The 23,911-nt window shown below is 50.0% G+C and carries 26 protein-coding genes; 19 read left to right on the top strand and 7 right to left on the bottom strand.

The window, feature by feature from the left end; genetic code table 11:
- Positions 1-6: 6 nt before the first annotated feature.
- The 16 genes from BLQ59_RS02250 to BLQ59_RS02180 all read left to right on the top strand — a co-directional run bounded on the left by BLQ59_RS02250 (position 7) and on the right by BLQ59_RS02180 (position 15,445).
- Positions 7-1,059 (top strand): hypothetical protein, encoded by a 1,053-nt coding sequence (locus BLQ59_RS02250; RefSeq protein ID WP_074571301.1) that lies wholly within the window; start codon positions 7-9, stop codon positions 1,057-1,059.
- A gap of 211 nt (positions 1,060-1,270) precedes the next feature.
- Complete coding sequence (locus BLQ59_RS02245; RefSeq protein ID WP_074571300.1) at positions 1,271-2,272, top strand: hypothetical protein; 1,002 nt, start codon at positions 1,271-1,273, stop codon at positions 2,270-2,272.
- Between the two features lie 62 nt (positions 2,273-2,334).
- Complete coding sequence (locus BLQ59_RS02240; RefSeq protein WP_143005252.1) at positions 2,335-2,532, top strand: hypothetical protein; 198 nt, start codon at positions 2,335-2,337, stop codon at positions 2,530-2,532.
- Positions 2,533-2,626: 94 nt separating this feature from the next.
- The gene (locus BLQ59_RS02235; protein ID WP_074571298.1) at positions 2,627-3,352 is read left to right on the top strand and encodes a YaaW family protein; all 726 of its coding nucleotides are present in this window, start codon (positions 2,627-2,629) and stop codon (positions 3,350-3,352) included.
- 77 nt (positions 3,353-3,429) lie between these two features.
- On the top strand, positions 3,430-4,911 hold the full coding sequence (locus tag BLQ59_RS02230; RefSeq protein ID WP_074571297.1) for a PcfJ domain-containing protein: 1,482 nt from the start codon (positions 3,430-3,432) through the stop codon (positions 4,909-4,911).
- Between the two features lie 17 nt (positions 4,912-4,928).
- A complete protein-coding gene (locus tag BLQ59_RS02225; protein ID WP_074571296.1) occupies positions 4,929-5,669 on the top strand; it encodes an FtsZ/tubulin family protein in 741 nt (246 codons plus the stop codon).
- A gap of 11 nt (positions 5,670-5,680) precedes the next feature.
- On the top strand, positions 5,681-5,821 hold the full coding sequence (locus BLQ59_RS15885; RefSeq protein WP_176756696.1) for a hypothetical protein: 141 nt from the start codon (positions 5,681-5,683) through the stop codon (positions 5,819-5,821).
- A 51-nt stretch (positions 5,822-5,872) separates the two neighbouring features.
- Positions 5,873-6,181 (top strand): SEL1-like repeat protein, encoded by a 309-nt coding sequence (locus tag BLQ59_RS02220; RefSeq protein WP_074571295.1) that lies wholly within the window; start codon positions 5,873-5,875, stop codon positions 6,179-6,181.
- 115 nt (positions 6,182-6,296) lie between these two features.
- On the top strand, positions 6,297-6,818 hold the full coding sequence (locus tag BLQ59_RS02215) for an SEL1-like repeat protein (RefSeq protein WP_074571294.1): 522 nt from the start codon (positions 6,297-6,299) through the stop codon (positions 6,816-6,818).
- A gap of 413 nt (positions 6,819-7,231) precedes the next feature.
- Positions 7,232-9,277, top strand: a complete 2,046-nt coding sequence (cooS, locus tag BLQ59_RS02210; RefSeq protein ID WP_081342408.1) for an anaerobic carbon-monoxide dehydrogenase catalytic subunit — start codon at positions 7,232-7,234, stop codon at positions 9,275-9,277.
- Positions 9,278-9,281: 4 nt separating this feature from the next.
- Entirely contained in the window at positions 9,282-10,226 is a 945-nt protein-coding gene (locus BLQ59_RS02205; protein WP_074571293.1) for an ABC transporter substrate-binding protein, read from the top strand.
- A 31-nt stretch (positions 10,227-10,257) separates the two neighbouring features.
- Positions 10,258-11,016 carry an ABC transporter permease gene (locus BLQ59_RS02200; protein WP_074571292.1) on the top strand — a complete coding sequence of 253 codons (759 nt, stop codon included), beginning with the start codon at positions 10,258-10,260 and terminating at the stop codon, positions 11,014-11,016.
- A gap of 1 nt (position 11,017) precedes the next feature.
- The gene (locus tag BLQ59_RS02195) at positions 11,018-11,794 is read left to right on the top strand and encodes an ABC transporter ATP-binding protein (protein ID WP_074571291.1); all 777 of its coding nucleotides are present in this window, start codon (positions 11,018-11,020) and stop codon (positions 11,792-11,794) included.
- A gap of 113 nt (positions 11,795-11,907) precedes the next feature.
- On the top strand, positions 11,908-13,206 hold the full coding sequence (locus BLQ59_RS02190) for a YkvI family membrane protein (RefSeq protein WP_256324578.1): 1,299 nt from the start codon (positions 11,908-11,910) through the stop codon (positions 13,204-13,206).
- Positions 13,207-13,326: 120 nt separating this feature from the next.
- Positions 13,327-13,920, top strand: a complete 594-nt coding sequence (locus BLQ59_RS02185; protein ID WP_074571290.1) for a hypothetical protein — start codon at positions 13,327-13,329, stop codon at positions 13,918-13,920.
- A gap of 229 nt (positions 13,921-14,149) precedes the next feature.
- On the top strand, positions 14,150-15,445 hold the full coding sequence (locus BLQ59_RS02180) for an MFS transporter (protein ID WP_074571289.1): 1,296 nt from the start codon (positions 14,150-14,152) through the stop codon (positions 15,443-15,445).
- A 64-nt stretch (positions 15,446-15,509) separates the two neighbouring features.
- Here BLQ59_RS02180 and BLQ59_RS16300 read toward each other — a convergent pair whose 3' ends face one another.
- Together BLQ59_RS16300 and BLQ59_RS02170 are read right to left on the bottom strand one after the other, a co-directional pair.
- Positions 15,510-17,042, bottom strand: coding sequence for a sensor histidine kinase (locus BLQ59_RS16300; RefSeq protein ID WP_256324577.1), 1,533 nt, complete (start codon positions 17,040-17,042; stop codon positions 15,510-15,512).
- Positions 17,039-17,731 (bottom strand): response regulator transcription factor, encoded by a 693-nt coding sequence (locus BLQ59_RS02170; protein WP_074571288.1) that lies wholly within the window; start codon positions 17,729-17,731, stop codon positions 17,039-17,041. The genes BLQ59_RS16300 and BLQ59_RS02170 overlap by 4 nt, the downstream gene beginning before the upstream one ends.
- A 149-nt stretch (positions 17,732-17,880) precedes the next feature.
- On the opposite strand from BLQ59_RS02170, the gene BLQ59_RS02165 reads away from it, so the two are divergent.
- Positions 17,881-18,093 carry a hypothetical protein gene (locus tag BLQ59_RS02165; RefSeq protein WP_074571287.1) on the top strand — a complete coding sequence of 71 codons (213 nt, stop codon included), beginning with the start codon at positions 17,881-17,883 and terminating at the stop codon, positions 18,091-18,093.
- Between the two features lie 84 nt (positions 18,094-18,177).
- On the opposite strand, the gene BLQ59_RS02160 is transcribed toward BLQ59_RS02165, so the two are convergent.
- From BLQ59_RS02160 to BLQ59_RS02140, 5 genes are all read right to left on the bottom strand, one after another.
- Positions 18,178-18,672 carry a nitroreductase family protein gene (locus BLQ59_RS02160; protein ID WP_074571286.1) on the bottom strand — a complete coding sequence of 165 codons (495 nt, stop codon included), beginning with the start codon at positions 18,670-18,672 and terminating at the stop codon, positions 18,178-18,180.
- Between the two features lie 177 nt (positions 18,673-18,849).
- Complete coding sequence (locus BLQ59_RS02155) at positions 18,850-19,236, bottom strand: methylglyoxal synthase (protein ID WP_074571285.1); 387 nt, start codon at positions 19,234-19,236, stop codon at positions 18,850-18,852.
- Positions 19,237-19,350: 114 nt separating this feature from the next.
- The gene (locus tag BLQ59_RS02150; RefSeq protein ID WP_074571284.1) at positions 19,351-19,746 is read right to left on the bottom strand and encodes a PaaI family thioesterase; all 396 of its coding nucleotides are present in this window, start codon (positions 19,744-19,746) and stop codon (positions 19,351-19,353) included.
- 41 nt (positions 19,747-19,787) lie between these two features.
- A complete protein-coding gene (locus BLQ59_RS02145; protein WP_074571283.1) occupies positions 19,788-21,140 on the bottom strand; it encodes an AMP-binding protein in 1,353 nt (450 codons plus the stop codon).
- Positions 21,137-22,285, bottom strand: coding sequence for an acetyl-CoA C-acyltransferase (locus tag BLQ59_RS02140; protein ID WP_074571282.1), 1,149 nt, complete (start codon positions 22,283-22,285; stop codon positions 21,137-21,139). Before BLQ59_RS02140 ends, BLQ59_RS02145 begins: the two co-directional genes overlap by 4 nt.
- A gap of 255 nt (positions 22,286-22,540) precedes the next feature.
- On the opposite strand from BLQ59_RS02140, the gene BLQ59_RS02135 reads away from it, so the two are divergent.
- The gene (locus BLQ59_RS02135) at positions 22,541-23,017 is read left to right on the top strand and encodes an acyl-CoA thioesterase (RefSeq protein WP_074571281.1); all 477 of its coding nucleotides are present in this window, start codon (positions 22,541-22,543) and stop codon (positions 23,015-23,017) included.
- 13 nt (positions 23,018-23,030) lie between these two features.
- On the top strand, positions 23,031-23,882 hold the full coding sequence (gene fliB / locus BLQ59_RS02130) for a flagellin lysine-N-methylase (protein WP_081342407.1): 852 nt from the start codon (positions 23,031-23,033) through the stop codon (positions 23,880-23,882).
- Positions 23,883-23,911 lie beyond the last annotated feature (29 nt).

Here is a 23,911-nt window from a genome sequence, read left to right as displayed (position 1 = left end):
AGAGTGATGAACGCGAATCCTGAGATAGACACGCTGCTGCAGGAGGTCTTGGCGCTACAAAGCAGAGATGGCCTCAATCACCATGAAAAGAAGGATCTGCATGATAAGAAAATGTTATTGTTAGACAAAACATACAGGATGGTATTCTCTGAAAATGAAGATAGCGATGGTGAATTATACTGGAAAGCCTTTGAGGAAATAGTAAAGAAATATTGTGAAAAAAACAATCATGATTTTGTGGAGGATACGAGAAAACGCTACAAATTAAAATGTAAAGGATTAGAAGCTGAAAAATACGAAGAAGAAAACCCTGATGAAGCGGAAATTAGGAAAGTAGAAATTAGGGGGGCTTTGCGCAGTATTGCACTGAAGTATGGCATGGACTCCAAGGATATAACTGCGGCATTAAAATTTAACCTTTTGAACAGAGAACGTGTTCATCAATTTTTAGTATCAAATTGTGGATATTCTGATGAAGAATGGAAGGAATTTCAAAGTACTGTATTCGATAGAAGATATACAGGATCGATGAATGCGGAACTGAAAGATGGAGCCGTCAAAAATACATTTTTAATAGATGCGTCAAATAAGAAAGCAGAAGATGAAGGAAATGAGATGGCATATCTTTATGATGATGCAATAGATTATGTATTGGAGAATTCCAATAATTATACCGATAAGAGGGGGAAGAATCGTCAAAATGAAGCACAAGGGTATTGGGCTATACAATTTGTAAAAGGCGATGTAGGAAAGAAACGAGCGGAAGAAAAGAAGGATTATATTAATTTGGAATTCTATAGCACCAATAAGTATCTCTACAAGAAATATGAAAAAAAAATCGTTTTTTATGAATTGAACAAAGATAATGACATAGATAAAGATATTGCTGAAAAACTTATACTCCTCCGCAGAAGACTTGTCAAAAAGATACATAACATACTTATGCCTAGAATGTCTGATGAACTCAGTTTGCGTCCGGATACTTGGAGAAAAAATTATACTGAAATAAACAAATATATATGGCATTTGTTTAATAAATGGCATTTGGTTAAAGAATGAAAAATAGCATAATGAATATCTATAGTCGCTTGCATGTGCATGCGGCTATTTTTTTGTCGAAAAATGCCAAAAGCTATCCGTAGGAACGGTTATATATAGTGAAAGGCAATAGAATGTGAAACTTTTTTCGCAGGAAATGCCAAAAACTGTTCCCAGGAACGGTTAAATAAAGTGAGAGAATTTCAAGCGTATAAGAAAGGATGTGTCTATTATGGCAAAAAAGAATCATGTAAACGAAGCAGCGGCAGCCCTCCATCAGAACAGTGGTGCAATCAAGCGTGCGGTCAAGGGGATGCAGGCCTATGAGAGAATGGGGGATGGGCTCGCTAAATTGAACACCATGCGAGGAGGCACTAAAGGCTTCAAGGGGTTCGTAATGGAAGAACTGGAAGCTGGTCATGCCAGTGCCCTAGGCCGCCATACGGAGGTTATCAACAACAATGGTATCGCAGACCTTCGGTATATCAAGTCAAACGGCACTGAAGTATTGCAACAGGTGAAGTCCGGTTACAAGCCCAAGCAGATTGACTTTGGCGAATACGCTGGGCAGGAGGTCTTGCTGGACAAGGGCAACGCTCATCTCCAAACATTTAAGGAAGCCGGCAATAAAGTGGGCGTGAAAGTGCGCGAATGTCATGTGACAGATGGTGAAGCCAAGAAACTGGCAGATTTCATGCAGCGTGAGAGTAGAATCACCGGCAACTCCAATGCACCTGTGACATCTCACCTATACAGTGGTGCAAAACGTGTAAGCACAGCCCACAGTGTTGGGATGAAAGCTGCTAAATCTGGTGCTATTGCTGGAGCCGGGTTCAGCCTGGGCAGCAATATCGTGGAGGTGGTCAGAGGTAAAAAGACTGTGGGCGAAGCTGCTGGTGATGTAGTCGTGGATACTGCTAAGGCAGGAGTGGTAGGATACGGAGCTGGAGCAGTGGGGAGCGTCATTGCTAGTACGGCAGCAGGGGCTGCTGCTATCGAAACTGCTGGAGCGGCTGCTGCCGTCGTGACATCAGCGCCAGTCATAGGAACGGCTATCACCACAGGCGCAGCAGCCGTAGGCACCGCAGCAGCAACTATCTCTGCAGGAGCAGGCGCCGCCACTGCAGCTATAGGACTGACCGCAGCAGCTCCTATCGTAGCTGCCGCCGCACCCTTCGTAGCAGCAGGAGCCGCTATTGGCGTTATTGGCAGCTTCTTTTTTGGAGATGACTGAGTCAGTCCTGTATGCTGCCAACCGTTACGATGCTTGATGTTAAAAGAAAGGACGTGTCCATAATGAAAATGAATCAAGTAAGAGAAGTGGGTGCAGTTGAGACTGCCATTACTAACACGACGGCAGGTGCCATTCTGGCAGCAGCAGTATGTCCTGTTATCAAAGAGGATCCTAGTGTAGTTGTAGATGTCATCGCACCTGTTGTGACTGAAGTAGTTCTCCTTGGTGGGATACTTAGTTGGCTCATTGGAGACGGATAATAAAATTTTTAAGGCAAAATGCCAAAAATACTACTGAAGAGTGGTTTATATAGATAGAAGGTCAATCATTTGTTGAATTTAGGAGGAAAATATCATGACGTACCGTAACGACGAAGATCTGGAAATCCTGTCCATTGCTGAAAATGATGATTTGCAAGTTTTGGTAGATTATTTGACGAGAGATGAAGATGGTGATTTGCGGCTTACCGAAGAACTAACTTCTACCTCTGGTTATAAAAACAATCGTAATAATCCCAATGCGTATTGGCAGGATATTGCTGCTGAGTTGCAGTGCTTTGGCGGCAATACCTTTGTTAACTTTCTACGTGGTGGAGAAGGGGTGACATATCGAGAGGTACTGTGCGATGTGTGCGATTACCTTAATGTGAACTATAATTCCGATGCGAGCATATCGGTTATCGAGATGAACTTGCTTTGCAAAATCTTGATAAAAGCGTTGGATGAAATGGATGATGATCAGATGAAGGAGCTGATTGATAACCTAGATATAAAGGTGAATCATTTTACTAAACAGGCCGTGATAGCTGCTCTGCAGATGATGATTCTCAAAACCGGATTCTCGCCATACAAGATATCCGTAATTGTGGCCAATGCTGTGGCAAGAACCCTTTTGGGTAGAGGAATCAGTGTGGCTGGAAATGCGGCCTTGACGAAGGCAATTTCAGTTTTTGCTGGCCCAGTAGGCATAGCATTGAATGCCCTTTGGCTGGCTATAGATATTGCCGGACCTGCGTATCGCGTAACAGTTCCCGCTGTGATTCAAGTTGCATATATTCGTGCGAAGTATAACTCTTATTAAAAATGAATACCCCTGGCTATAGAAACTTAGAAAAAGTAGCTATAGCCAGGATTATATAAAGATACATGGGGGAGAAAATGGACAATAAGAAAAGGTGTTTTTATTACAATGCAATAGAAGACGATTGGCAGGAGAAAGATTGCACACAGGACGATTTAGAGCATCGTATGAAGGAGCTAAGAATAGATGACTGGCGATTTTCCTATGTCTATTTGCCATTGAGCTGGAGTGTAGAGTTGTTTTCCAATAGAACGGTAGAACTTGCTTTACATATCAAAAGGGTTACTTTAGAGGAAAATGCGATTACTGAGGTTACGGATAAGGAGTGGACGATTGAATGTGATATTGATCATGGCAATCTGCAGGGGTGGCCTGCATCCATTGTGGGCAATGATATAAGGAACTGGCGCAATGGCTATGTTTGTGGGGGGAGTATATTATTTCCGGAATTATTGGCGGCAAGGCACGTTGATATACCAGCCATGGTTACTGATGTGGCCATAGAATATTTGAGGGAAATAGCTGAAGACAAATACGGATTTCGTCCCAGTTATTTAGGTGATGATCATGGCTTAAAGCATTTAATTGCATTTTGTGAAAGCGCATTGGATCCAAATATATATATTCTGAAAGATGTTTTGGGACAGGCGGCTTATAAAGCAATAAAGGAGCAGGGACGCTTTGATAGTTATCGGGAATTGTGCAGATATTTGGATATAAAAAATCTGCCACCCAGTTTACGTAAAGCCTATGTGAGGAGCCCGGAAAGCATATTGGTATACATTTTTCTTCGTCAATGCGGATTTACGGATATCAATATCATTCGTCGTTTTTTCTATCGGGAAGAGATTTTTGGTTACCGATTACTGGATATGCGTTACAATGGCACCGTAGGTGTGTTGAATTTAAGAGGAACAGGAGCCTATGACCTGAATCGTTTTCAACGGTTTTGTCGTTGGTTGCTGCGTCATCGAGAGGAAAAAGCTATTGCTCCGCGTGTTCTTCGTTGGTGTAATGATAATTTCACCTATGCTGCATTAGATACGTTGAGAATATTTGTGGAAGCTGAACTGGATAATAACGAAGGACTGATAGACCAGACAGTGTATCGGCGATTGCTTAATGAAGGGCTTAGCCAGGAAGTCCACGATGCATTAGTAGATGAGCTGTTTATCGCACGCCCGGATATAGTAAACCGTTATAGGAACGCAGGGGAGAATTACAAACGTGAGAATAGAATGTATGAATATAATGAAAAAGAATTGGCCTTAGAAAATCATCTGGGGGAATATACATTCCATTTGCCTAAAAATACAAATGAATTACATAAATGGGGGAATTTATTCCATAACTGTGTTGCAAGTTATAATTCGGATGTTCTATCAAAATGGTCGTTAATCGTAGCGATGAAGAAACAGGAAAAATACGTTGCTTGTATTGAGGTGAAACAGGGCAGAATTACACAGGCGCTTGGTTATTGTAATCAAAGATTACCAGCAGATTATCGTGCAGTCATTGCAGAATGGGCAAAAGAAAATAAGATTTTCTATAGACACTAATTGAGGAGGAATTAAAAATGTTTGAGTTAAATGAAAATACTGATGAAAAAGGGTGTGATCTCAGAGTGGCTTTAATCGGTAAAACTGCTGAGATATGGAAACGGCAAAAATTTGCTGAAGAATTTAAGTTGCTGGAGGGAAATCCATTAGAACCTTCGACATGGAGGAGCATAGACATTTGCTTTTTGATCGGCGATGTTAGGGAGAAGGAAGATGTAAATAAGTTTAAGCAAGCGGTAGCGGCTAATAAGGATAAAAGTATATTATTGATAACAATATTGATTTCTGAAGAACAGATAGAATTACCAGCGCCATTGATGACCATAAATCCTGAAAAATATGCAGGAGAGTCTGAGATTTACAAAGGTATATACTATGCTATTAAATCTATATATGATATCGTTTGTATTCCAGGATTAGTAAATCTAGATTTGTGTGATGTTCAAACGGTATGTAAGGATAAAAAAAGCTTATTAATAGCTACGGGAGAAGCTGAAGGTGAAAAGGCAAGTATAATTGCTGCTATGGAGGCCGTAAACAAGCTGACTAAGCAGAATGAAAAAGCTCAAAGCGTAGGCACGTCTGTTCTGTTGAATGTTACTGGCAGTGAAGCTAATTTAAGTATGTATGAAATTCAAGAAGCTAGTGAAACAATCCTCGATTGGATGGAGAATAAGCAGGCCGCGATTATTTGGGGATCGTCTATTGATGAATCTTTGGATGATGTGATTCGGGTGTCTATTTTAATTGGGGAATAAAGGTGATTAGCATGAATTACAAGGACCATATTGAGGGCAAAGAAAGCAATAAAAGAATCCTATGGGATTATACACAGGCAGAAGGGGAAGATGCAAAAGAGGCTGTGAGAGCGCTAGGGAAGGTATTTATGGGAATCTTAGTGGATGGATAATGGTGGAGATGGCCATAATAGATAGCATGGCTTATTGATGAGGGCAGTGGTATGAATAAGAGTTGGTTATATAAAGGCAGAAGAGCCTATCGAATGAAGAATTATGATGCTGCGATGGATTATTATGAAAAAGCAATAGCTGAAGGTGATACACAAGCAATGTATTTGGCAACTCGTATGTATCAATCCGGTACTGGAATTCAGAAAAGTATTTATAAAGCTAGAGCGCTGTTTAAGCAGGCTGCGAATGAAGGGCATAAGAAGGCTGAAAACGCATTGGCGATGATAGCGAATACTTCATATATTCAACGATGCTTTTATGTAGAAGAGATTTGCAAGTTAAGAGGAAAATATAAATAAGCTATGGAAGAATTCCTTTTCATCGTTAATGGAACATCAAAACCAGATGATTATGCTGCTAGGTGCATGTATTGGATAGGTGTGATGTATAAGTTGGGGCAAGGTGTTCCTAGAGATGAAGCAATTGCGGAGGAATGCCGGTGATGTGGAGGCGATGTTCTTTTTGGCTGAAGCTTATGGAACAGGTCGTCTTTGCTTCTGTGATAAAGAAAGGGTGCGTGACTATTTTCAAATGGCCAAGGACGTATGGGCTGGTAAATTAGCAGAAGAATACAAGGCTTGGCTGGATAAGGCTGTACAGAATAGCGGTTTAGAAACAATAGGCCGTCTTGGGCATGAGTATATAGATGGCAATTTTGCTGAGTCGGCGAAAAAGAACCATAGCATTAAACTGGACAAAGAAATTAAATGGCTTAACAAGGCAATAGAAGCCGGTGATGGTTGGGCGTTTTTTATCAAAGAGAATATTTGTTTCTATGGATACGGACGTTGGGGAAAAAGGGAAAATGAGGCGTATAATAACTATCAAAAGGCTGCAAAGTCTAAAGATTCAATATATGCACTTGAATATGGAGAATGGTGTTTAAGAAATGGAGATTTACATGAAAAAGTTACAATCGCATTAGGAGAAGTTTGAAAAGTGTTAAATGGTTTCTTTGTCAAGAGCACATTTTAAAATTTTAGAACGAAGAATGAAAATCTTCTTACAGATATCCTAAAAATATTATGTGCCGCCATATTCACGACTAATGTCGGAATTATGGCGGTACATTGTATTTACATCGTAAAGGCTGGAATCATTCAGTCTAAAGATGAGTGGGAAATATTCAACCAGCTGGTCTTATATTATGGTGTTTTGTCATGGTCTATTGCTTATGATAGGGCATGCAGTTTCTTGTTATATAAATTGCCTATTGACATACTGGATAAAAGTGTATACAATACAACTATGTTTTTGTAAAAAAATAAAACAGATTGTTACTTTTTGAAAATACAAAAATATATTTGTTGTGTATTGGTGGATATATAAAGTGAAAGCAGGGGAGAGCAATGTTGTCTGAGGAAAATAAGCAGGAACATCATCACGAGTATGACCATGTACATGAACATGCGGATTGGCATTATCATGAGCACGATGCCAGCCATCCGCACGAGCATGGCGGTGTAAATGATTATATGCAGGCGGTGGCTGAGTATCGCAAGACATTTGCCACGAAACAGGATGTGCTGGAGCAGACGCCAGATCCAGCCGTGAAAGAACTCTTGCATCGTTTGGCTGAAATGGGACAGGAAACGGTATTTGACCGCTTCGATGCGCAGAAACCGCAGTGTTCCTTTGGTCTGTGTGGTGTCTGTTGCAAGATCTGCAATATGGGCCCTTGCAAGATTACGAAAAAAAGTCCGCGAGGTGTATGCGGGGCTGATGCGGATTTGATTGTGGCCCGCAATCTCCTGCGCAGTGCTGCCGCTGGTGTGGCCCAGCATGGTGCGCATGCCCGGGAAATCCTGTTGACCATGAAGTTTGTGGCCGAGGGCAAACTGAAGCTGCCGATTTTAGGCGAGAAGAAACTGCGTAATGTCTGCCAGGCCTTTGGCATTGAAACCAGAGGACAGAGTGCCAAGCGGCTGGTGGGGAAACTGGCCGATGTGCTGCTCGAGGATTTGTCCCGTCCGCTGCCGGATGATTATCGGACCATTCGGTCCCTGGCTCCGGCAGAGAGGCAGGAGGTATGGGATAAGCTGGGGATTATTCCCATCAGCGCCTATCAGGAAGTCTTTGATGCCTATCACCGTACCGGCGTAGGGACGGATGGGGATTATCAAAGCATCCTCAAGGCATTCCTGCGCTGTGGGCTGGCCTTCTGCTTTACAGGGGTTGTAGCCTCCAATATCGGTACGGATGTGCTCTTTGGTACCGGTCACCGGGCTACGTCGAAGGTCAATGTGGGGGCGCTTAAAAAAGGCTATGTCAATATCGCCGTTCATGGGCATCTGCCCACGTTGGTCAGTGAGATTGTCCGGGTGGGGCATCTGCCGGAAATGGTAAAACTGGCGCAGGAAAAAGGTGCCAAGGGCATTCAGTTCTATGGAATATGCTGTTCCTGTCTGGCGGCGATGTATCGTTATGAAGGGGTAATTCCGCTGTCCAATGCCGTGGGTGCTGAACTTATCTTAGGCACGGGTGCTTTGGATTTGTGGGTGGCTGATGTGCAGGATGTCTATCCGGCCATTATGGATGTGGCCCGCTGCTTCAAAACGACAGTTGTGACCACCAGCGATTCGGCGCGGCTGCCTGGGGCCGAGCATTATGCCTATGATTACCGCCATAGCAACATTGGGGATACGGAAAAACTGGCCCGAAAGATTGTGGAACGGGCGATTGAAAGTTTTGCCGCTCGCCGTGATGTAGCCGTGTCGATTCCGCAGTATGAGGTGACGGCAGATATTGGCTTTACGGCGGAGAATGTGGCGGAACAGTTTGGGGACTTCCAGCTTCTGTATGAGGCGCTGCGCGATGGGCGCATCCTGGGAATCGTCAATATGGTGGGCTGCAGCAATCCCCGGGTGGTATACGAAAAGGCCACGTTGGACGTGGCCGATGTACTGCTGGAAAACAATGTGCTGATCCTCACCAATGGCTGTGCGTCTTTCCCGCTTCTGAAGCTGGGTTATTGCAGCAAGGAAGGCGCAGCAAGATGTGGGGAAGGCCTGCGGGGCTTTGTGCAGGAATATGATGTACCGCCGGTATGGCATGTAGGCGAATGCATTGATAACACCCGTTCCTCGGGCATTTTTGCCGGGGTTGCAGGAAAAGCCGGACAGGCCCTCAAGGACATGCCCTATGCTTTTGCCAGTCCGGAATGGTCGAATGAGAAAGGGCTGGATGCGTCCCTGGCTTTCCGCCTGTTCGGCATTGACTCTTATCACTGCGTAGAACCGCCGGTACAGGGTTCCACGGCTGTGGAAAAATTCCTCAAGGAGGATACGAAGGAGCTTCTGGGGGCGGTGATGACAGTCAATGTCAATGGCCGGGAGCTTGGAGAAAAGATTGTGGCCGATATGAAGCTGGCGCGGAAGAAGTTGGGATGGAGGTGAGCCGATGAAGAAAGCAGTCTGGATCTTATTGCTGATCGTGTTAGCGGCGGCAGGGCTTTACAGCATGCTGCCCGCGGGGCAGCAAGGTGCGGCAGAGGGGAAGCGCACGGTGCGCATTGCCTATCTGCCCATTACCCATGCCCTGCCCTTGTTTGCGGAAAAGGAATTATTGACCGATGATGATGTGCAGATTGAACTCATCAAGTACGGTTCCTGGCCGGAACTCATGGATGCCTTGAATACTGGCAAGGTGGATGGAGCGTCCGTGCTGATTGAACTAGCGGTAAAGGCCAGGGAGCAGGGCATCGATGTGCGGGCCGCGGCGCTCGGGCATAAGGATGGCAATGTGATCATCGGCGGCAATGATATTGAGAAAGTGGAGGATCTGCGGGGAAAGATCTTTGCCATTCCCCATAAGCAGTCCACCCATAATCTGCTCCTGCAGCAGATGCTGGCAGAACATGGCATGAGCATACAGGACTTGACGGTGGTAGAACTTTCGCCGCCAGAAATGCCGGCCGGCCTTGCTCAGGGACAGATTGCCGGTTACTGTGTGGCCGAACCCTTCGGGGCTAAGGCCATTGCGCTGGGAAAAGGTCATATCCTGGCCAAGGCAGAGGAATTGTGGCCGGACAGCCTGTGCTGTGCGCTGGTTTTCAACGGCGATTTTGTGGACAAGCATCATGAACTGGCGCAGCAGGCAACGGCCAAATACCTGGCAGCCGGGGAACACCTGACGAATCACAGGGAAGACCAGCCCCGGATTGCTCAGCTTTATCTGAAGGCCAAGGCAAAAGTGGTGGAAATGTCCCTGCAGTTCATCCGTTATGATGACCTGCGGATTACGCCGGAAGCCTATGGGGAACTGGTAAGACGCATGACGGCGGCTGGCCTGATCGAAAAGATACCGGCTTATGAGGAATTTGTAGACAGTTCACTGCTGCCTTGAGCTTTGGGGCAGGGATGAAAGGCGGGATTTTATGCAAAAAGTAAGATATATCGGTGGCTCCTTGGTTATCCTGTTGGCGTTTTGGCAAATCGTGGCTTCGCTGGGGGGCTGGAATGAAGCATTGTTTCCTTCTCCCTGGGGAACCTTGCGAGGCTTAGGCGAACTCATCGCCAGCGGCGTGTTGGCCACAGATATCGGCGCCAGCCTGGGGCGGTTTGCGCTGGGATACAGCAGTGCCGTGGTGCTGGCCATGGCATTGGGGCTGGTCTTGGGCTGGTATAAGGGAATCTGGAATTATCTCAATCCGTTAGCGCAGGTCCTGCGGCCCGTGTCACCCGTGGCCTGGCTGCCCTTTATCGTCTTGTTTTTCGGCATTGGCGAAATGCCCGCCCTGGTCATCATCTTCATCGCGGCGTTTTTCCCGGTGCTCCTGGCCACGGTGGCGGCAGTGCAGGGCATGGACGCGGTTTATCTGAAGGTAGCCCGTAACTTTGGCATTGGCCAGCCGCAGATTTTGGGCAAGATCGTCTTCCCAGCGGTATTTCCCCGGATTGCTACGGGGTTGCATCTGGCACTGGGGACGGCCTGGGTGTTCCTGGTAGCCGGGGAAATGGCTGGCGCGCAGTCCGGGCTGGGCTTTTTGATCATCGATGCCCGCAATAACCTGCGGGCTGACTGGCTGATGGCAGCCATCCTGACCATCGGCGTTTTAGGGCTGGCTTTGGATGGGATAGTAAGCTATCTGGAAAGCCATATTTACCGCCGTTGGGGCCTGGCAAGGAGGAACTGATATGAGTTACATAAAAGTAGAGGATGTATCCCGGCACTTCGTGCGGGCAGATGGCACGAGCTTTCAGGCTCTCGACCATGTGAATCTGGAGGTCAGGCAGGGCGAATTCATCTGCCTGCTGGGGCCTTCCGGCTGTGGCAAAAGTACCTTGCTCAACATATTGGCTGGTTTTGAAGGCACCAGTGAAGGGGATGTCTATATTGACGGGCAGGAAGTGAAAAAGCCCAGCCCCAAGTATGTGACAATCTTCCAGAATTACGGCCTGCTTCCCTGGCGCACGGTGCTCAAAAATGTGGAACTCGGCCTGGAGGAGCAGGACGTTCCGCGGGACGAACGGGAGAAGATTGCCCGGCATTATCTGGAAGTCGTCGGTCTGCAGGATTTTGCGGACAGCCATCCGGCAGAGCTCTCCGGCGGCATGCAGCAACGCGTGGCCATTGCCCGGGCATTGGCGGTTGATCCGGAAATCATCTTTATGGACGAGCCTTTTGCCGCCTTGGATGCCCTGACACGGATGAAACTGCAGGATGAGGTTTCGGCCATCTGCCGGGAGCAGCACAAGACTATTATCTTTGTCACCCACGATATCGATGAAGCGGTGGTACTGGCTGACCGCATCGTGGTGATGACGCCGAATCCCGGCCATATCAAGACCGTGATTCCCGTGGACCTGCATGGGCGCCGCGACAGGACCAGCCCGGACTTTTGGGATATCCGGGAAAAGATCTTTGAGTGCTTCTCGCTGAAGCCGGAGGATAAGACGGAATATTACATTTGAGGTTTTTCAGAATAACCTTCTCCATCCATACGAACGATCGAATTTTACAATCTATGCATTTTATGATATAATGTGTATGTAAAATAATTTATTTTGTTATAGGAGGCGGTTATTTGAAGAAATTCAACATCAGCCGGGAGGCTGTTTCTCTGGCTATGGCCTATGTGGGAGTACTGGTAGGAGCCGGGCTTTCCTCAGGTCAGGATTTGCTGCAGTATTTTTTGAGCTTTGGCAGGATGGGGCTTTTAGGCGTTGCCTTGCTGGGCGTTTTGAATATCATTTTTGGACGGATCATCGTGACGCTGGGTTCTCACTATCAATCCAGCAATCATCAGGAAGTGCTGGAACAGATTGCCCATCCGGTTATCAACCGCATTATTGATGTCACCCTGATCCTTTCGTGTTTCGTGGTGGGCTTTGTCATGGTTGCCGGGGCTGGTGCCAATCTGCAGCAGCAGTTCGGCCTGCCCTCTTGGCTGGGGGCGCTTATCTGCTCGCTGCTCGTGATCGTCATTGCCTTCCTGGATTTTGACCGGATCACCAAAGTGCTGGGCATCTTTACGCCGCTGGTGGTCATCATGATCCTGGCTGCTGCAGGCTGCACCTTCTGGAATGGCTCTTTTGATCTGGACGTCCTTGATGCCGCTGCGGCTTCCATAAAGCCGGTCATGCCCAATGTCGGGCTCTCCGTGCTCAACTATTTCGCGCTCTGCGCCATGAACGGCGTATCCATGGCCTTTGTCCTGGGCGGTTCGGTTCTGCGCATCACGGATGCGGAAAAGGGTGGTGCGCTGGGCGGTGCCATCATCAGCGTAATCGTAGGCAGTGCGGCCCTGACGCTTTTTGCCAACCTTGACCTGGTCAAAGACGCAGAAATTCCCATGCTGGTTATCGTTAACCACATCAGCCCGCTCTTTGCGTTGGCTTACGCATTGGTGATCTTCGCCTTGATTTTCAACACGGCCTTCAGCCTTTACTACGCCACGGCCAAACGCTTCGCCGGCAACGATGAGAAGAAACTGCGCCGCCTGCTGATCGGCATCGTGGCGCTGGGCTATGTATGCAGTTTCGGCGGCTTTACCACGCTGGTATCCTACCTGTACCCCATCCTGGGCTTTATGGGCATCTTGCTGCTGGTGGTGCTTACGGTGGCCTGGTTCAAGGAACGCGAAAATATCATCCAGGAGAAAATGCTGCGCCGCAAGATGATAAGGCTGCTGTTCCGCAAATATGATGATGATTATGAGTTCACCAACAAGACCAGACTGGCGTTTCATAAACTGGGGAAAATGTCCGCTGCGGACACGGAAAGCCTCAAAGCAAGCATAAAGGCCTATGCAAAGGCCATCGCCCAAAAGCATGATAACCTGCGGGCCTATGCTGAGAAACATTTATCTCTGGACGGCTTTTGATATTGGCGTACATGATAGAATGTTACAAGCTCCTGTAAAAGGCGCTTGTAACATTTTTTACAGACTTTTCCCTGTTATTTCGCTATATTGGTTACATTAATGTGAGTGGGAGGTAACAGGATGAGTGCTTTTTTAGGACCAATCCATTATTGGATGTACGATAAGATCAGGATGCAGGAGGAGCTTTTGCGGCGCTTTGCCGTTCAAGCTGAGCGTGCCGGCTGGCTGGATTCTGCCTTGGACTTTGTGGATGACGAGAAACAGCCGCTGGATGCGATCATTGATGAGGCCAATATCCATGGCTGGCTCAGCAGCCGCATCGAAAGCGTGGAAAAACGCTATGCGGAGTTGACGGTCAAGATCCTGACCGGTCATGAGGAGCGGTTGGAGGAATTGAAGGCCATCGCCTATGGGCTAGGGGAAGAACAGGCCGCAGCGCCGGATGCTTCTGCCGAACAGTGCTATAAGCGTATCGAGGATTGCACTTTGAGCGGTATGCCATGCGATGGTGTCAATATCGTTACGGACAAATGCGAGGACCATTTTAGCTGGGAACAGCGCTTTGATGTGCATGGGGCTTACTGGACACAGGCCGGCGGCCGGGCAGAAGACTATTATGCACTGCGCAGCCAACTGATTGCCGGGATCCTGTCGCAGACAAAATTCACCTTGGCGATTCCCCGTCCGAATGAATATGTCCTTTGCGAAGGCTAGTGATTCCATTACAGACGTAAGAAAAAAGGGACTGCTGCACGTAATATTTACGTGCAGCAGTCTATTTTGTTGTTCTTGAAAAAAGATAATGATATTTCCCCTTGACAGAATTTCTGTATACAGTATAATAAGTCACATGATGTTTACATATTTACAGTATGTTTTCACCAACAGTCAGTCTATTGTCTTTTTAAAAAAGACAATAGTGTATAGAAAGTGGGGAATCTTTATGAATCTGGAAAACGCCATAAGCAGTGCCAATGCGCCTGCCAGTACAAACTATCGCTGGAAAGTCGCCAGCTTAATCTTTCTAGTCAGTTTTGTCGCCTACATGGATCGCGTAAACCTTTCCGTCGCCACACCGGTCATCATGCAGGAATTCGGTTTCACCAAGATCGATATGGGACTTATCCAAACCTGTTTCTTCGGTGGGTATGCGCTGATGCAAGTTCCTGGAGGCATTTTGGCAGATCGCTTCGGTCTTCGCAAAACCGGTACATTTGCCATTCTCTGGTGGTCAATCTTTACCGCGCTGACTGCTTTTGCGCATGGAAAACTCAGCTTTGCTGCCGTTCGTCTGGCCTTCGGCCTTGGCGAGGGACCGGTATTCCCTTCACTCGGCGCAGCCTGCTATAAGTGGTTCAACCATGCCGAAAAAGGCAAAGCCAGTTCCTCTATCCTCGGCGGCACCTTTTTCGGTCCGGTCGTCGGCCCGCTGCTGACTGTTGCTCTGATGGGGTGGCTCGGCTGGCAGGGCGTCTTTATAATCTTTGGTCTTCTCGGCATCGTCGTTGCCTATGCCTGGCATCACTACACCCGGGATACTCCGGAAGATTGTCCTTATGTAAGCGAAGAAGAAATCAACTACATCAACGAAGCGCGCAGCGGCCAAACGGAAAAAGCAGTAGCTCCGTGGAAGGAGCTTCTGGTAAACCATCGGTTCTGGGCTGTCGGCCTTCAGTTCCTCGTCGTCGATTACATCATGTATGTTTTTCTTTCCTGGCTGCCCATGTTTCTCACCGAAGTATATGGCCTAAGCCTCAAATCCATGGGCTTCTGGACCTCCGTCCCCTGGATTGCCTTAACCTTTATGGTCTTCTTCGCCGGCTGGTTTTCTGACCGCCTGGCTGCGGGCAAGAACAGTGAACGCCAGTACACAATGCGCACGGCTACAGCTATCTTTGGCATCGCTGTCACTTCCGTAGGTCTTTACGCAGCATCCCATATGGCTTCCGTCGAAGCTGCTATCTTCTGGATGACGCTGGCTCTCGGCTCCCTCGGTTTTTGTATGAGCGCTACTTGGTCATCGGTCATGTCGCTGGGCGGCCGCTTCAGCGGCTCTGTCTCCGGATGGATCAATCTCTGGGGCAATATTGGCGGCGTCCTCGCCCCGATTGTTACGGCATTCCTCGTCGAGACATACGGCTGGAACAACGCATTTTCTATCACAGCTCTATTCGGTCTTATCGTAGTCGCCTGCTGGCTGGTCATCAAGCCGGGCAAGCAGCTTATTGCCGATAACTGACACTGTCATCATGGACACATGAAAAAGAGGCTGTTGCACGTAATATTTTCGTGCAGCAGCCTCTTTATTCTGCGCGGATGATGAACTTGCTGCCCTGGCCGAGCTCGCTTTCACAGGTCAGCTGCAGGCCGTGGTGCTGGGCGATTTCTTGGGCGATGGCCAGGCCCAGGCCTGTGCCCTGCCTGTTTTCCCGTCCCTGGCGGCTATGGAACCTGTCAAAGATATGGGGAAGTTCTTCCGGCGGGATGCCGCAGCCTTGGTCGGTCACGCTGACCTGCCAGCCCGTTGGCAAGAGCTGCTGCTCAACGGTTATGGCGGTTTTTTCCGGGGAGAATTTCACGGCGTTATCCAGCAGAATGACCAACAGCTGCCGCAGGCGGCCATAGTCGCCCTCAATGAGCATGGGCGCAGAGAAATCCGCGGCGATCTCGATCTGTTTGGCTGCGGCGATGATCTGTACCTGCCGTATGGCATCCTGAAAGGCCTCGGTGACATTCAGTTTTTCTATATGCAGGGTGAATCCGGGATTTTGCAGCCGGGTGAGTTCCAGCAAATCCCCGACCAGCCGTTCCAAGGTGGTCAGACTGCTCATGGCCTGTTTTTGGCAGCGGCTTTTTTGCTCCGGCGTGGAGGTCAGGTCCTGCCAGAGAAGCTCGAGTGTTCCCCGCAAGACGGTCAGCGGCGTGCGCAGTTCATGGGAAATGGCGGTCAGGAAATCCTGTCTTTCGGTGCGGGATTGTTCGAGTTCTGCGCCCAGTGTATCGAGGTCAGCCGCCAGCTGGCCAATCTCGTCCTGCTGGCGGATGCCCGTGCGGGCTGTCAGGTCACCACTGGCAAAGGCGCGGGCCGTCTGCTGCATTCGGAGCAAAGGACGGGTAAAATGTCTGGCCAGTATCAGGGCCAGCGCCGCCGTCAGCAGCAGGGCGAGCAGCAGGGATAGCCCTAAGAGCCGTATGCCCTGCCATTGGGCCTCTTCCATATTTTTCAGGGGATGATGCAATAGCACAGCGCCGCTGATCTGACCGTTCTGGTAGATCGGTGCGGCCACGGTTATGGCCGGGGTTCCCAGCAGCGGGGAAAAGGCCCGGCTTTGGGCAGCTTCGCCCTGCAGCACGTCGGCGATGAGTTCCTCGGCTTCCGGCGGCAGGTCGGTCAGGATGTCTTCCTTTTCGGCACCATAGGAGCGGATCATACGGCTGCCTGCCGATACCAGCCAGACATCGCCTTCGCCCAGCTCATTGAGCTGCTGGAAGAAAGCCGCTGCATTATCGTTTGGTTCGCTGTATTGGCGGCGGCACCAGCCTTGATGCATCATCATGCGTCCATGATGACCATGTCTTCTGCCGGGGACCATCTCTGTCGGTTGGCTGCCGGCAGCGGTGTAGCGCTCGTCCTCAGCTTGCAGGATCTTCGTGGCCTCTTCCATGGCGGGAATCGCTGCCGCCAGCGCCATGGCGCGTTTTTGCATCTCTTCCTGATGCACTTCCTGGCTGTGTCGGGCAAACAGCAGGGAAAAGACAATGCCGATTGCAAGCGAGAACAATAGCAGCACTGCCGAGAAATACAGCAGCATTTTCTTGAGCAGGGATTGTTTCATGATTGGCCGTCCTCATTTTCCCAGCGATAGCCCCGGCCCCAGACGGTGGCAATGCTGCCGCCCTGAACTCCGGCTTTGTCCAGCTTGGCCCGCAGGCGGCGGATATGAGTGTCCACGGTGCGGGTGTCGCCACTGTAGTCATAGCCCCAGAGCAGATCCAGCAGGTGTTCCCGGGAAAAGATCTGCTGCGGATGCGTCAGGAATAAATGGAGCAGGTCATATTCCTTGTGGGTGAGGGAAAGAGGGGAACCGTCCACTTGCGCCTGCCCCTGCTTTTCGTGCAGGCGCAGATTGCCGCAGGCAATCAGGTCTTTATCGGAGGCATCCTTCTGCCAGCGACGCAGCACGGCTTTTACCCGCGCCATCACCTCGGCGGTGGAAAAGGGCTTGACCACATAATCGTCGGCCCCCAGATCCAGCCCCATGATGCGGTCATAATCGTCTCCCCGGGCCGTGATCATGATGATGGGCACTGCCGATTCCTGACGGATCTTGCGGCACAGGGTAAAGCCGTCCATCTTGGGCAGCATCACATCCAGCAGGATCAGGTCGATATCTTCATGCGCAAATTTCTGCCAGGCATCTTCGCCGTCAACGGCCAGTACCGTTTCAAAACCTGCCGCTGTGGCGGCGATTTCCAATATATCCCGGATAGCCGCATTGTCATCTGCAATCAATAGCCGTGTCATGTACATCCCTCCTCGTGATTGCCTACAGTTTAGCAGAAAATATCCCCCGGAGCAAAAAAATAATTTTTTTTCCCAGCGTAACATTTTTGTCACAAATGCCTGTCATAATAAGATCATCAACAAAACAGATTTACTAGGAGGTTTTCACAATGAAAAAGATATTTGCATCCCTTGCTGCAGGCATGATTATCGCCAGCGTAGTACCCGCCATGGCAGCAGAAACGGGCAATGGTGTGGACAGCAGCCGTCCCGGCTACTGCTGGCAGGCAGCTGATCAGTCTGACGATGGCTATTATTGCGGCCGTCATCACCGTGGGGGACATGGCGGTGGCTGCTGGGGCAATCAGCAGGACGGCAAATAAGTGTCAGGCATAAGCAATACAAAGAAGCAGCCGCTTGCTGACAGCAGGCGGCCGTTTTTTGATGGGAGAAAAGGAATATAGGACTTATTTCACGAAATGGATGCGAGTTTCGTCGTAGCGGTCCTGCTGCGGCTTCTTCTGGGCAGGATAGCCGAAGGGGATGATGGTGAAGGCATGCAGGTTGGCTGGCAGATCCAGTACCTTTTCCACCGCGGCCATCTGCTCTGTAAAGGGCGCGATGCCAATCATGACGCCGCCTAAGCCTTGGTTTTCCATTTCCAGCCAGATGTTTTCCGTAGCGATGGCGCAGTCGATCTGGGCGTATTCCGGCATTTTCAGGTCATCACGATAGCAGATGACAATGGCGGCCGGGGCGCTGGCAAGGGGCGCCGTGTAAGGGCTGCCAGCCCGCAGTTCCTGCAGTTTTTCCGAATTGGTCACCACATAGAATTCCCATGGCTGCTGATTCATAGCGGAAGGCGCCGCCATAGCCGCTTTCAGCAGTGCGGTGATTTTTTTGGCTTCCACAGGCTGCTCTGTAAACTGGCGTATACTGGTGCGGGTAAAAATAGGATTCATAAAAATCGTCCTTTCCGTGAAATGATACGAACTGTTGTTAGATACAATTCTAACAGGCAAAACTTAAATGGACAAGTACACATTTACGGTATCCTTTCAGAATCTATCATACGTGCTCCTGTTGATTGGGAGGAGAAAAAATAACCGCTGTCTCAAAACGAGTCAGCGGTTTTCTTTTTAGGAATTGCTTTCCAGTTTCTTAGCGGCGTATTCCAGCAGGATATGTCCGCTCTTGCGGTTGGTGGCCAGCGGGATGTTGTGGACATCGCAGAGGCGCAGCAGGGCGTTGATATCCGGTTCGTGGGGCTGGGAAGTCAGCGGATCGCGCAGGAAGATGACGTATTGTACCTTCTCCGTTGCGACCAGGGCACCAATCTGCTGGTCACCGCCCAAGGGGCCGGACATCATGGTTTCCACGTTGAGCCCCAGCTTTTCGTTAAGCAGGGTGCCGGTGGTGCGGGTGGCCACCAGATGGAATTTGGACAACAGTTCCTTATGATGGGAGGCAAAATCCAGCATGTCCTCCTTTTTCTTGTCATGAGCAATCAAAGCTATCGTTTGCATTAAAGCATCTCCACCTTTCATTTTATCTGTTGTAATTATTCTGCATTTATGTCATTTTTCCTGCTGGCAGGAGATGCAAATTACATTTTCCAAGAGCCGTGTTGTCTGCTTGGGTTATGGATGAACGATGGCCATTTTTCCCGTTGCTTCTGTCGTTATGGTTCCATCCGTCAGGGAGATGGTGGCCTTCATGGTGACGAAAGCGCCCTTGCGGGAGTCTTCCCAGCATCTGATGGTCAGTTCCTCGCCTATGGGAGCGGGCTTTCGGTAGCGGACATCGAGACGGGCAGTGACGGCTTTCTGGCAGACGGCCTTGTTGAGGTAGCCGGCCATGGCCTCATCCATCATGGTGGTCAGGATGCCGCCATGCACGATGCCATCGTAGCCCTGATAATCTGTGGACAATTTTTTTACCGCCACATATTGACCATCCTGCAGCGTGAAGTTGAGTTTCAGGCCGATGGGATTGGCTTTGCCACAGGCGAAGCAGTGTGTATCATTGGTTGCCATATCTATAACCTACCTTGCTTATTTTGATATGGTCAATTTTATCACTTCTGCTGGCATTGGGCAATCAATTGGCGGCGGTCAACCTTGCCCCGGTCATTGAGCGGCAGTTGTGTCAGGAAGGTGATCTTCTCCGGTATTTCCACCGGCTTCAGGTTTTGGCGGATTGCCCGGCGTATGGTGCTTTCGGCAATCGCCGTGTCCTTCACCAAGAAGGCGGCGATATTATTGCCGCGCAGGGCATCCGGACAGGGGATGACGGCAGCCTGCTCGATGCCGGTTATCTCCTGCAGTTCGTTTTCCAGATGCTGGATGCTGATCTTTACGCCGCCTTTATTGATCCAGGCCTCGCGCCGCCCGGTGAAAATCAGCTCGCCTTTTTCATTGAGCCAGCCGGTATCCCTGACGGTAAAAGGTTTGGCCAGCCCGCTGACATGATAGGGCGTATCCACATAGATGATGCCATCCCGGACGCTCAGGCCAATGCCCGGAAAAGGTCGTCCCAGGTTGCGGCTGTCCCGTTTTTCTCCCTTGCAGATGGTGTAGGTGATATAGTTGAGCTCGCTGGCGCCATAATAGATGATGAGTTCTGCCTGGGGGAAAGCCGCTTTTACGTTCTGGATATGACAATGGCTCATCATCTGGGAGCCGGTGAAGATCGTTCTGACCAATGGCCAGCTGCCCTTGGTGCTGGCTGTGAGGAGTTGCAGCTTGGTGGGCAGCAGATAGATCACATCGGCGCGATTTCGTTCCAGCAGGATTTCCCATTGGCGGCAGTGGAACGTCCGGCTGGTGATCAGGCTCCCCCCTGCGTAAAGCACGCCCAGCACGGCATTGAGATTGCCCGTAAAGCTGAGATTGCCGTGGAAAAACAATCGCGAATCCTGCCGGATATGGAAAATCTCGTTCTGTACGGGAAAAAAGCCTGCCCAGCTTGCGTAAGTCCGATACATCACCTTGGGCACGCCTGTGGAACCGGAACTCAACACGCCCAGGATATCCTCGGCTGTATGCACCGGACTGTCCTGTTTCGTCGCGTATATTGACCAGTCAAATTGACCGGTCAGATCTTGATGGACTTTAAGTATTCCCTGCAGCTGATTTTCCTGCAGGATAGCGGCCTTTTCCTGTGGCGTCAGGCCGTGATGCAGCAGGATAGGGCGGATCTTTACGGCCTGCAGGGCCAGGAAGGCCGCCATCTGCGTGGCCGCTCCGCTGGCCTCTACCAGGACACTGCCCTGGTAGAGGCTTGGGAGCAGGCCGGCAGCAAGATCCTGGCTTAGTTTGCTTACCCGCGCCAGCATATCTCCATAGCTCCAGTTTTCTTCATCCACGGTCAGCAGCGTTTTCTCCGGCTGCACATTTCCCCATTTTTTCAGTAGTTCGTAATAATTCATGAAATCCACTCCAATGCAATTGCTTCCCCCATGCCACCGGCCCCTGCTATGGCGAGGATTCCCCGGCCGCCGCCGGCAGCCTGCAGGGATTTCAGCAGGTGCGCCAGCAGGATGCCGCCTGATGCACCGTAGGGATGGCCATAGGCCAGTGCCCCGCCGAAGCGGTTATAGCGGTCAAGGCAGTCCGGGTGCTGGCGGGCAAACAGCACGTCAATCACGGCAAAGGCTTCGTTGAATTCAATGGCCTGCAGCTGCTCATAGTTCCAGCCCAGGCGATTGAGCAGTTTGTCGGCAGTGGCCATGGCGCCCCGGGGGCTTTCGGCCGGATTGCCGCCCAAAGCGGCGGTCCCCACGATCTTGGCCAGCGGCTTCAGCCTGTGTTGCCGGACATAGTTTTTGCCTGCTAGTACGGCAAAAGCGGCGCCGTCATTGATCAGGCAGGCATTACCGGCGGTAAGGGAAGTGCCTTCGCCCAGCAGCAGGGGCAGGCGCCTTAGGAGTTTTTCACTCATCCGCGGCCGGATGCCGTCATCCTTTGTCTGCCCCTGGATTGGGACGATGATGTCCTGCAGGCTGCCCTGGGCTGCTGCTTGGGCTGCACGTTTATGGGAACGCAGCGCCCATTCGTCCAATTCCTGCCGGGTGATGCCCTCCTGCCGGGCTGTTTGTTCGGCTCCCCGCAGCATGGTATCCGGTGCCAGGTCCTCCGGGGCAAACTGTGCGGTATAGTAGCGGCCGTCCTGCGCGGGTGTCAGGTGATAGCGTTCATCTGCAGGTGCATAAATGCGCAGCGGCTGCAGGGAGGAACTTTCCATGCCGCCGGCCAGATAGAGGTCACCCTGGCCGCTGGCAATCTTGGCATACGCCAGGGACAAGGCAGCCGCCGCGGAGGCACACTGCATATCGACGGTACAGGCAGGCACGGAGGCAGGCAGTCCTGCCATTAGGCCCATCAGGCGGGTGAGATTGCCGCCGGTGCCTACGGCATTGCCCCCGAAGATGCCATCGATCTGCTGCAGCTGAAATTTCGCTGCTAAGGCTTTGATCACTTCCGCGCCCAAAACTTCCGGCCTAATGGTGCGGAACAGGCCGTTTTTTCCCACAATCGGTGTGCGCATAGCGCCTAATACATATACTTCTTCCATTTTTGAACCCCTTGTTTTTCCAAAAACACCTCTCATTATAAACGTCTGTCAACTTAACGTCAACTTTTACAAATAGGCAAGTTTACTATAGCAATATGGTTTCCGGTTGGGCGCATTTTGCTGTGAACGGCGATTGGCGGCGGCCATGGGCATAATGTTTGCTGCCTGTCACAAATGTTCTTGTTTTCCGGTGGATTTATGTTATAATTAGCAACAATATCGAGTAAAATTATTTATCAGCGTAATGGAGGATTTATGTCGACTAAGATTTATTTGAGTGAAGTGATGATGCCCAGCCAGACGAATCCCAGTGGTAATGTTCATGGCGGCGAACTGATGAAGATGATGGATTCCACGGCGTATGCCGCAGCTCGCAAGTATAGCCGTTCCAATGTGGTAACGGCCCGCGTGGATGAGCTGGAATTCCATACCCCGATATTGATTGGTGATTTGGTGACCTGTACCGCCGAGGTCATCTATGTAGGCCATACTTCCATGGAAGTGGCGGTCAATGTGGAAGTGGAGGTGCTGGAAGCCGAACAGGGACCGCAGCATGCCCTGTCCGCTTATTTCACGATGGTGGCCTTGGACCGCAATGGCCGTCCCATGGCCGTGCCGCCGTTGGAACTGGAAACAGAAGAAGAGAAGGCAGCCTTTGAAGCCGCCAGAAAACGCCATGAGCTTTATCATCAGCGGAAAAAACAACGCGAAGAAGCGAAAAAAGGCAAATAAAGAAGGTAAGCATTTGAGTTTGACTACAATATATCCTGAGTTTTACAAGGATTTCTGCTGCAAGGCCGATAGATGTCAGCATACTTGCTGCGCGGGTTGGGAAATCGATATCGATGCCGCAACAGCAGCAAGATATCGAGAGCTCTCCGGGCCGCTCGGCGAGGCCATCCGGCAGGATATCGTCGAGGTCGATGGAATCTGGCAGTTCCGCCTTCGTGCGGATGACCGCTGTCCGTTCCTGCGTGAGGACGGTCTTTGTGAACTGATCCGTGAGGCGGATGAGTCCATACTATGCGATATCTGCACGAACCACCCGCGGTTTTTTGTGACCTTGGGCGATTATGAGCTGGCTGGTGTCGGGCTTAGCTGTGAAAAAAGCTGTGAGCTGCTGCTGGCGGAGGAAACGTGGCTGCATTTTCGGACGGAGTCCGGAGAGAGGCTCTCGTTCCAAGAGGTGCTGCAGCGTTTAGCTTTGCCGGTCAGTGATGAGGACCTGGGCTATCAGACAGGGCTTACCGCGGATGATGCCGCCTTTGTGCTGGATTGCATGCAAAAGACGGAGCCCATCGATGAGGCCTGGACGGCACAGCTGGCAAAGCTGCGTGCGGGACGGCTGGCAGGCGATGCAGACGTACCGCAGTGTTTTGACCGCATCTATCAGTACATCCTTTATCGTGCATTGGAGCATGTGACACAGTATGACTGGGGGACGGTGCTGTCCTATGCACAGCTGAATACCGATTTTATCTATTTGCAGTATCGGTTGACCGGTCAACTTGACGAGTCAATCCGCCGCTGGTCCGAGCAGATCGAGTACAGCACCGAGAATGTCAGGATCCTATTGGAATCACTGGCAGGATTATGATGCGATTATGGGAGGTTTCTAGGGCTTTG

Source organism: Pseudoselenomonas ruminantium (genome assembly GCF_900104055.1).
Taxonomy (GTDB): Bacteria; Bacillota; Negativicutes; order Selenomonadales; family Selenomonadaceae; genus Selenomonas_A; species Selenomonas_A ruminantium_C.
The sequence above is the reverse complement of the archived record's forward strand: the minus strand, read 5'-3'. Positions and strand labels throughout refer to the sequence as shown.

Excerpts from the sequence above, each read along its gene's own strand:
- BLQ59_RS02250 (WP_074571301.1), top strand. The coding sequence starts at position 7 with ATGAACGCGAATCCTGAGATAGACACGCTGCTGCAGGAGGTCTTGGCG.
- BLQ59_RS02245 (WP_074571300.1), top strand. The coding sequence starts at position 1,271 with ATGGCAAAAAAGAATCATGTAAACGAAGCAGCGGCAGCCCTCCATCAG.
- BLQ59_RS02240 (WP_143005252.1), top strand. The coding sequence starts at position 2,335 with ATGAAAATGAATCAAGTAAGAGAAGTGGGTGCAGTTGAGACTGCCATT.
- BLQ59_RS02235 (WP_074571298.1), top strand. The coding sequence starts at position 2,627 with ATGACGTACCGTAACGACGAAGATCTGGAAATCCTGTCCATTGCTGAA.
- BLQ59_RS02230 (WP_074571297.1), top strand. The coding sequence starts at position 3,430 with ATGGACAATAAGAAAAGGTGTTTTTATTACAATGCAATAGAAGACGAT.
- BLQ59_RS02225 (WP_074571296.1), top strand. The coding sequence starts at position 4,929 with ATGTTTGAGTTAAATGAAAATACTGATGAAAAAGGGTGTGATCTCAGA.
- BLQ59_RS15885 (WP_176756696.1), top strand. The coding sequence starts at position 5,681 with ATGAATTACAAGGACCATATTGAGGGCAAAGAAAGCAATAAAAGAATC.
- BLQ59_RS02220 (WP_074571295.1), top strand. The coding sequence starts at position 5,873 with ATGAATAAGAGTTGGTTATATAAAGGCAGAAGAGCCTATCGAATGAAG.
- BLQ59_RS02215 (WP_074571294.1), top strand. The coding sequence starts at position 6,297 with ATGAAGCAATTGCGGAGGAATGCCGGTGATGTGGAGGCGATGTTCTTT.
- cooS (WP_081342408.1), top strand. The coding sequence starts at position 7,232 with ATGTTGTCTGAGGAAAATAAGCAGGAACATCATCACGAGTATGACCAT.
- BLQ59_RS02205 (WP_074571293.1), top strand. The coding sequence starts at position 9,282 with ATGAAGAAAGCAGTCTGGATCTTATTGCTGATCGTGTTAGCGGCGGCA.
- BLQ59_RS02200 (WP_074571292.1), top strand. The coding sequence starts at position 10,258 with ATGCAAAAAGTAAGATATATCGGTGGCTCCTTGGTTATCCTGTTGGCG.
- BLQ59_RS02195 (WP_074571291.1), top strand. The coding sequence starts at position 11,018 with ATGAGTTACATAAAAGTAGAGGATGTATCCCGGCACTTCGTGCGGGCA.
- BLQ59_RS02185 (WP_074571290.1), top strand. The coding sequence starts at position 13,327 with ATGAGTGCTTTTTTAGGACCAATCCATTATTGGATGTACGATAAGATC.
- BLQ59_RS02180 (WP_074571289.1), top strand. The coding sequence starts at position 14,150 with ATGAATCTGGAAAACGCCATAAGCAGTGCCAATGCGCCTGCCAGTACA.
- BLQ59_RS16300 (WP_256324577.1), bottom strand. The coding sequence starts at position 17,042 with ATGAAACAATCCCTGCTCAAGAAAATGCTGCTGTATTTCTCGGCAGTG.
- BLQ59_RS02170 (WP_074571288.1), bottom strand. The coding sequence starts at position 17,731 with ATGACACGGCTATTGATTGCAGATGACAATGCGGCTATCCGGGATATA.
- BLQ59_RS02165 (WP_074571287.1), top strand. The coding sequence starts at position 17,881 with ATGAAAAAGATATTTGCATCCCTTGCTGCAGGCATGATTATCGCCAGC.
- BLQ59_RS02160 (WP_074571286.1), bottom strand. The coding sequence starts at position 18,672 with ATGAATCCTATTTTTACCCGCACCAGTATACGCCAGTTTACAGAGCAG.
- BLQ59_RS02155 (WP_074571285.1), bottom strand. The coding sequence starts at position 19,236 with ATGCAAACGATAGCTTTGATTGCTCATGACAAGAAAAAGGAGGACATG.
- BLQ59_RS02150 (WP_074571284.1), bottom strand. The coding sequence starts at position 19,746 with ATGGCAACCAATGATACACACTGCTTCGCCTGTGGCAAAGCCAATCCC.
- BLQ59_RS02145 (WP_074571283.1), bottom strand. The coding sequence starts at position 21,140 with ATGAATTATTACGAACTACTGAAAAAATGGGGAAATGTGCAGCCGGAG.
- BLQ59_RS02140 (WP_074571282.1), bottom strand. The coding sequence starts at position 22,285 with ATGGAAGAAGTATATGTATTAGGCGCTATGCGCACACCGATTGTGGGA.
- BLQ59_RS02135 (WP_074571281.1), top strand. The coding sequence starts at position 22,541 with ATGTCGACTAAGATTTATTTGAGTGAAGTGATGATGCCCAGCCAGACG.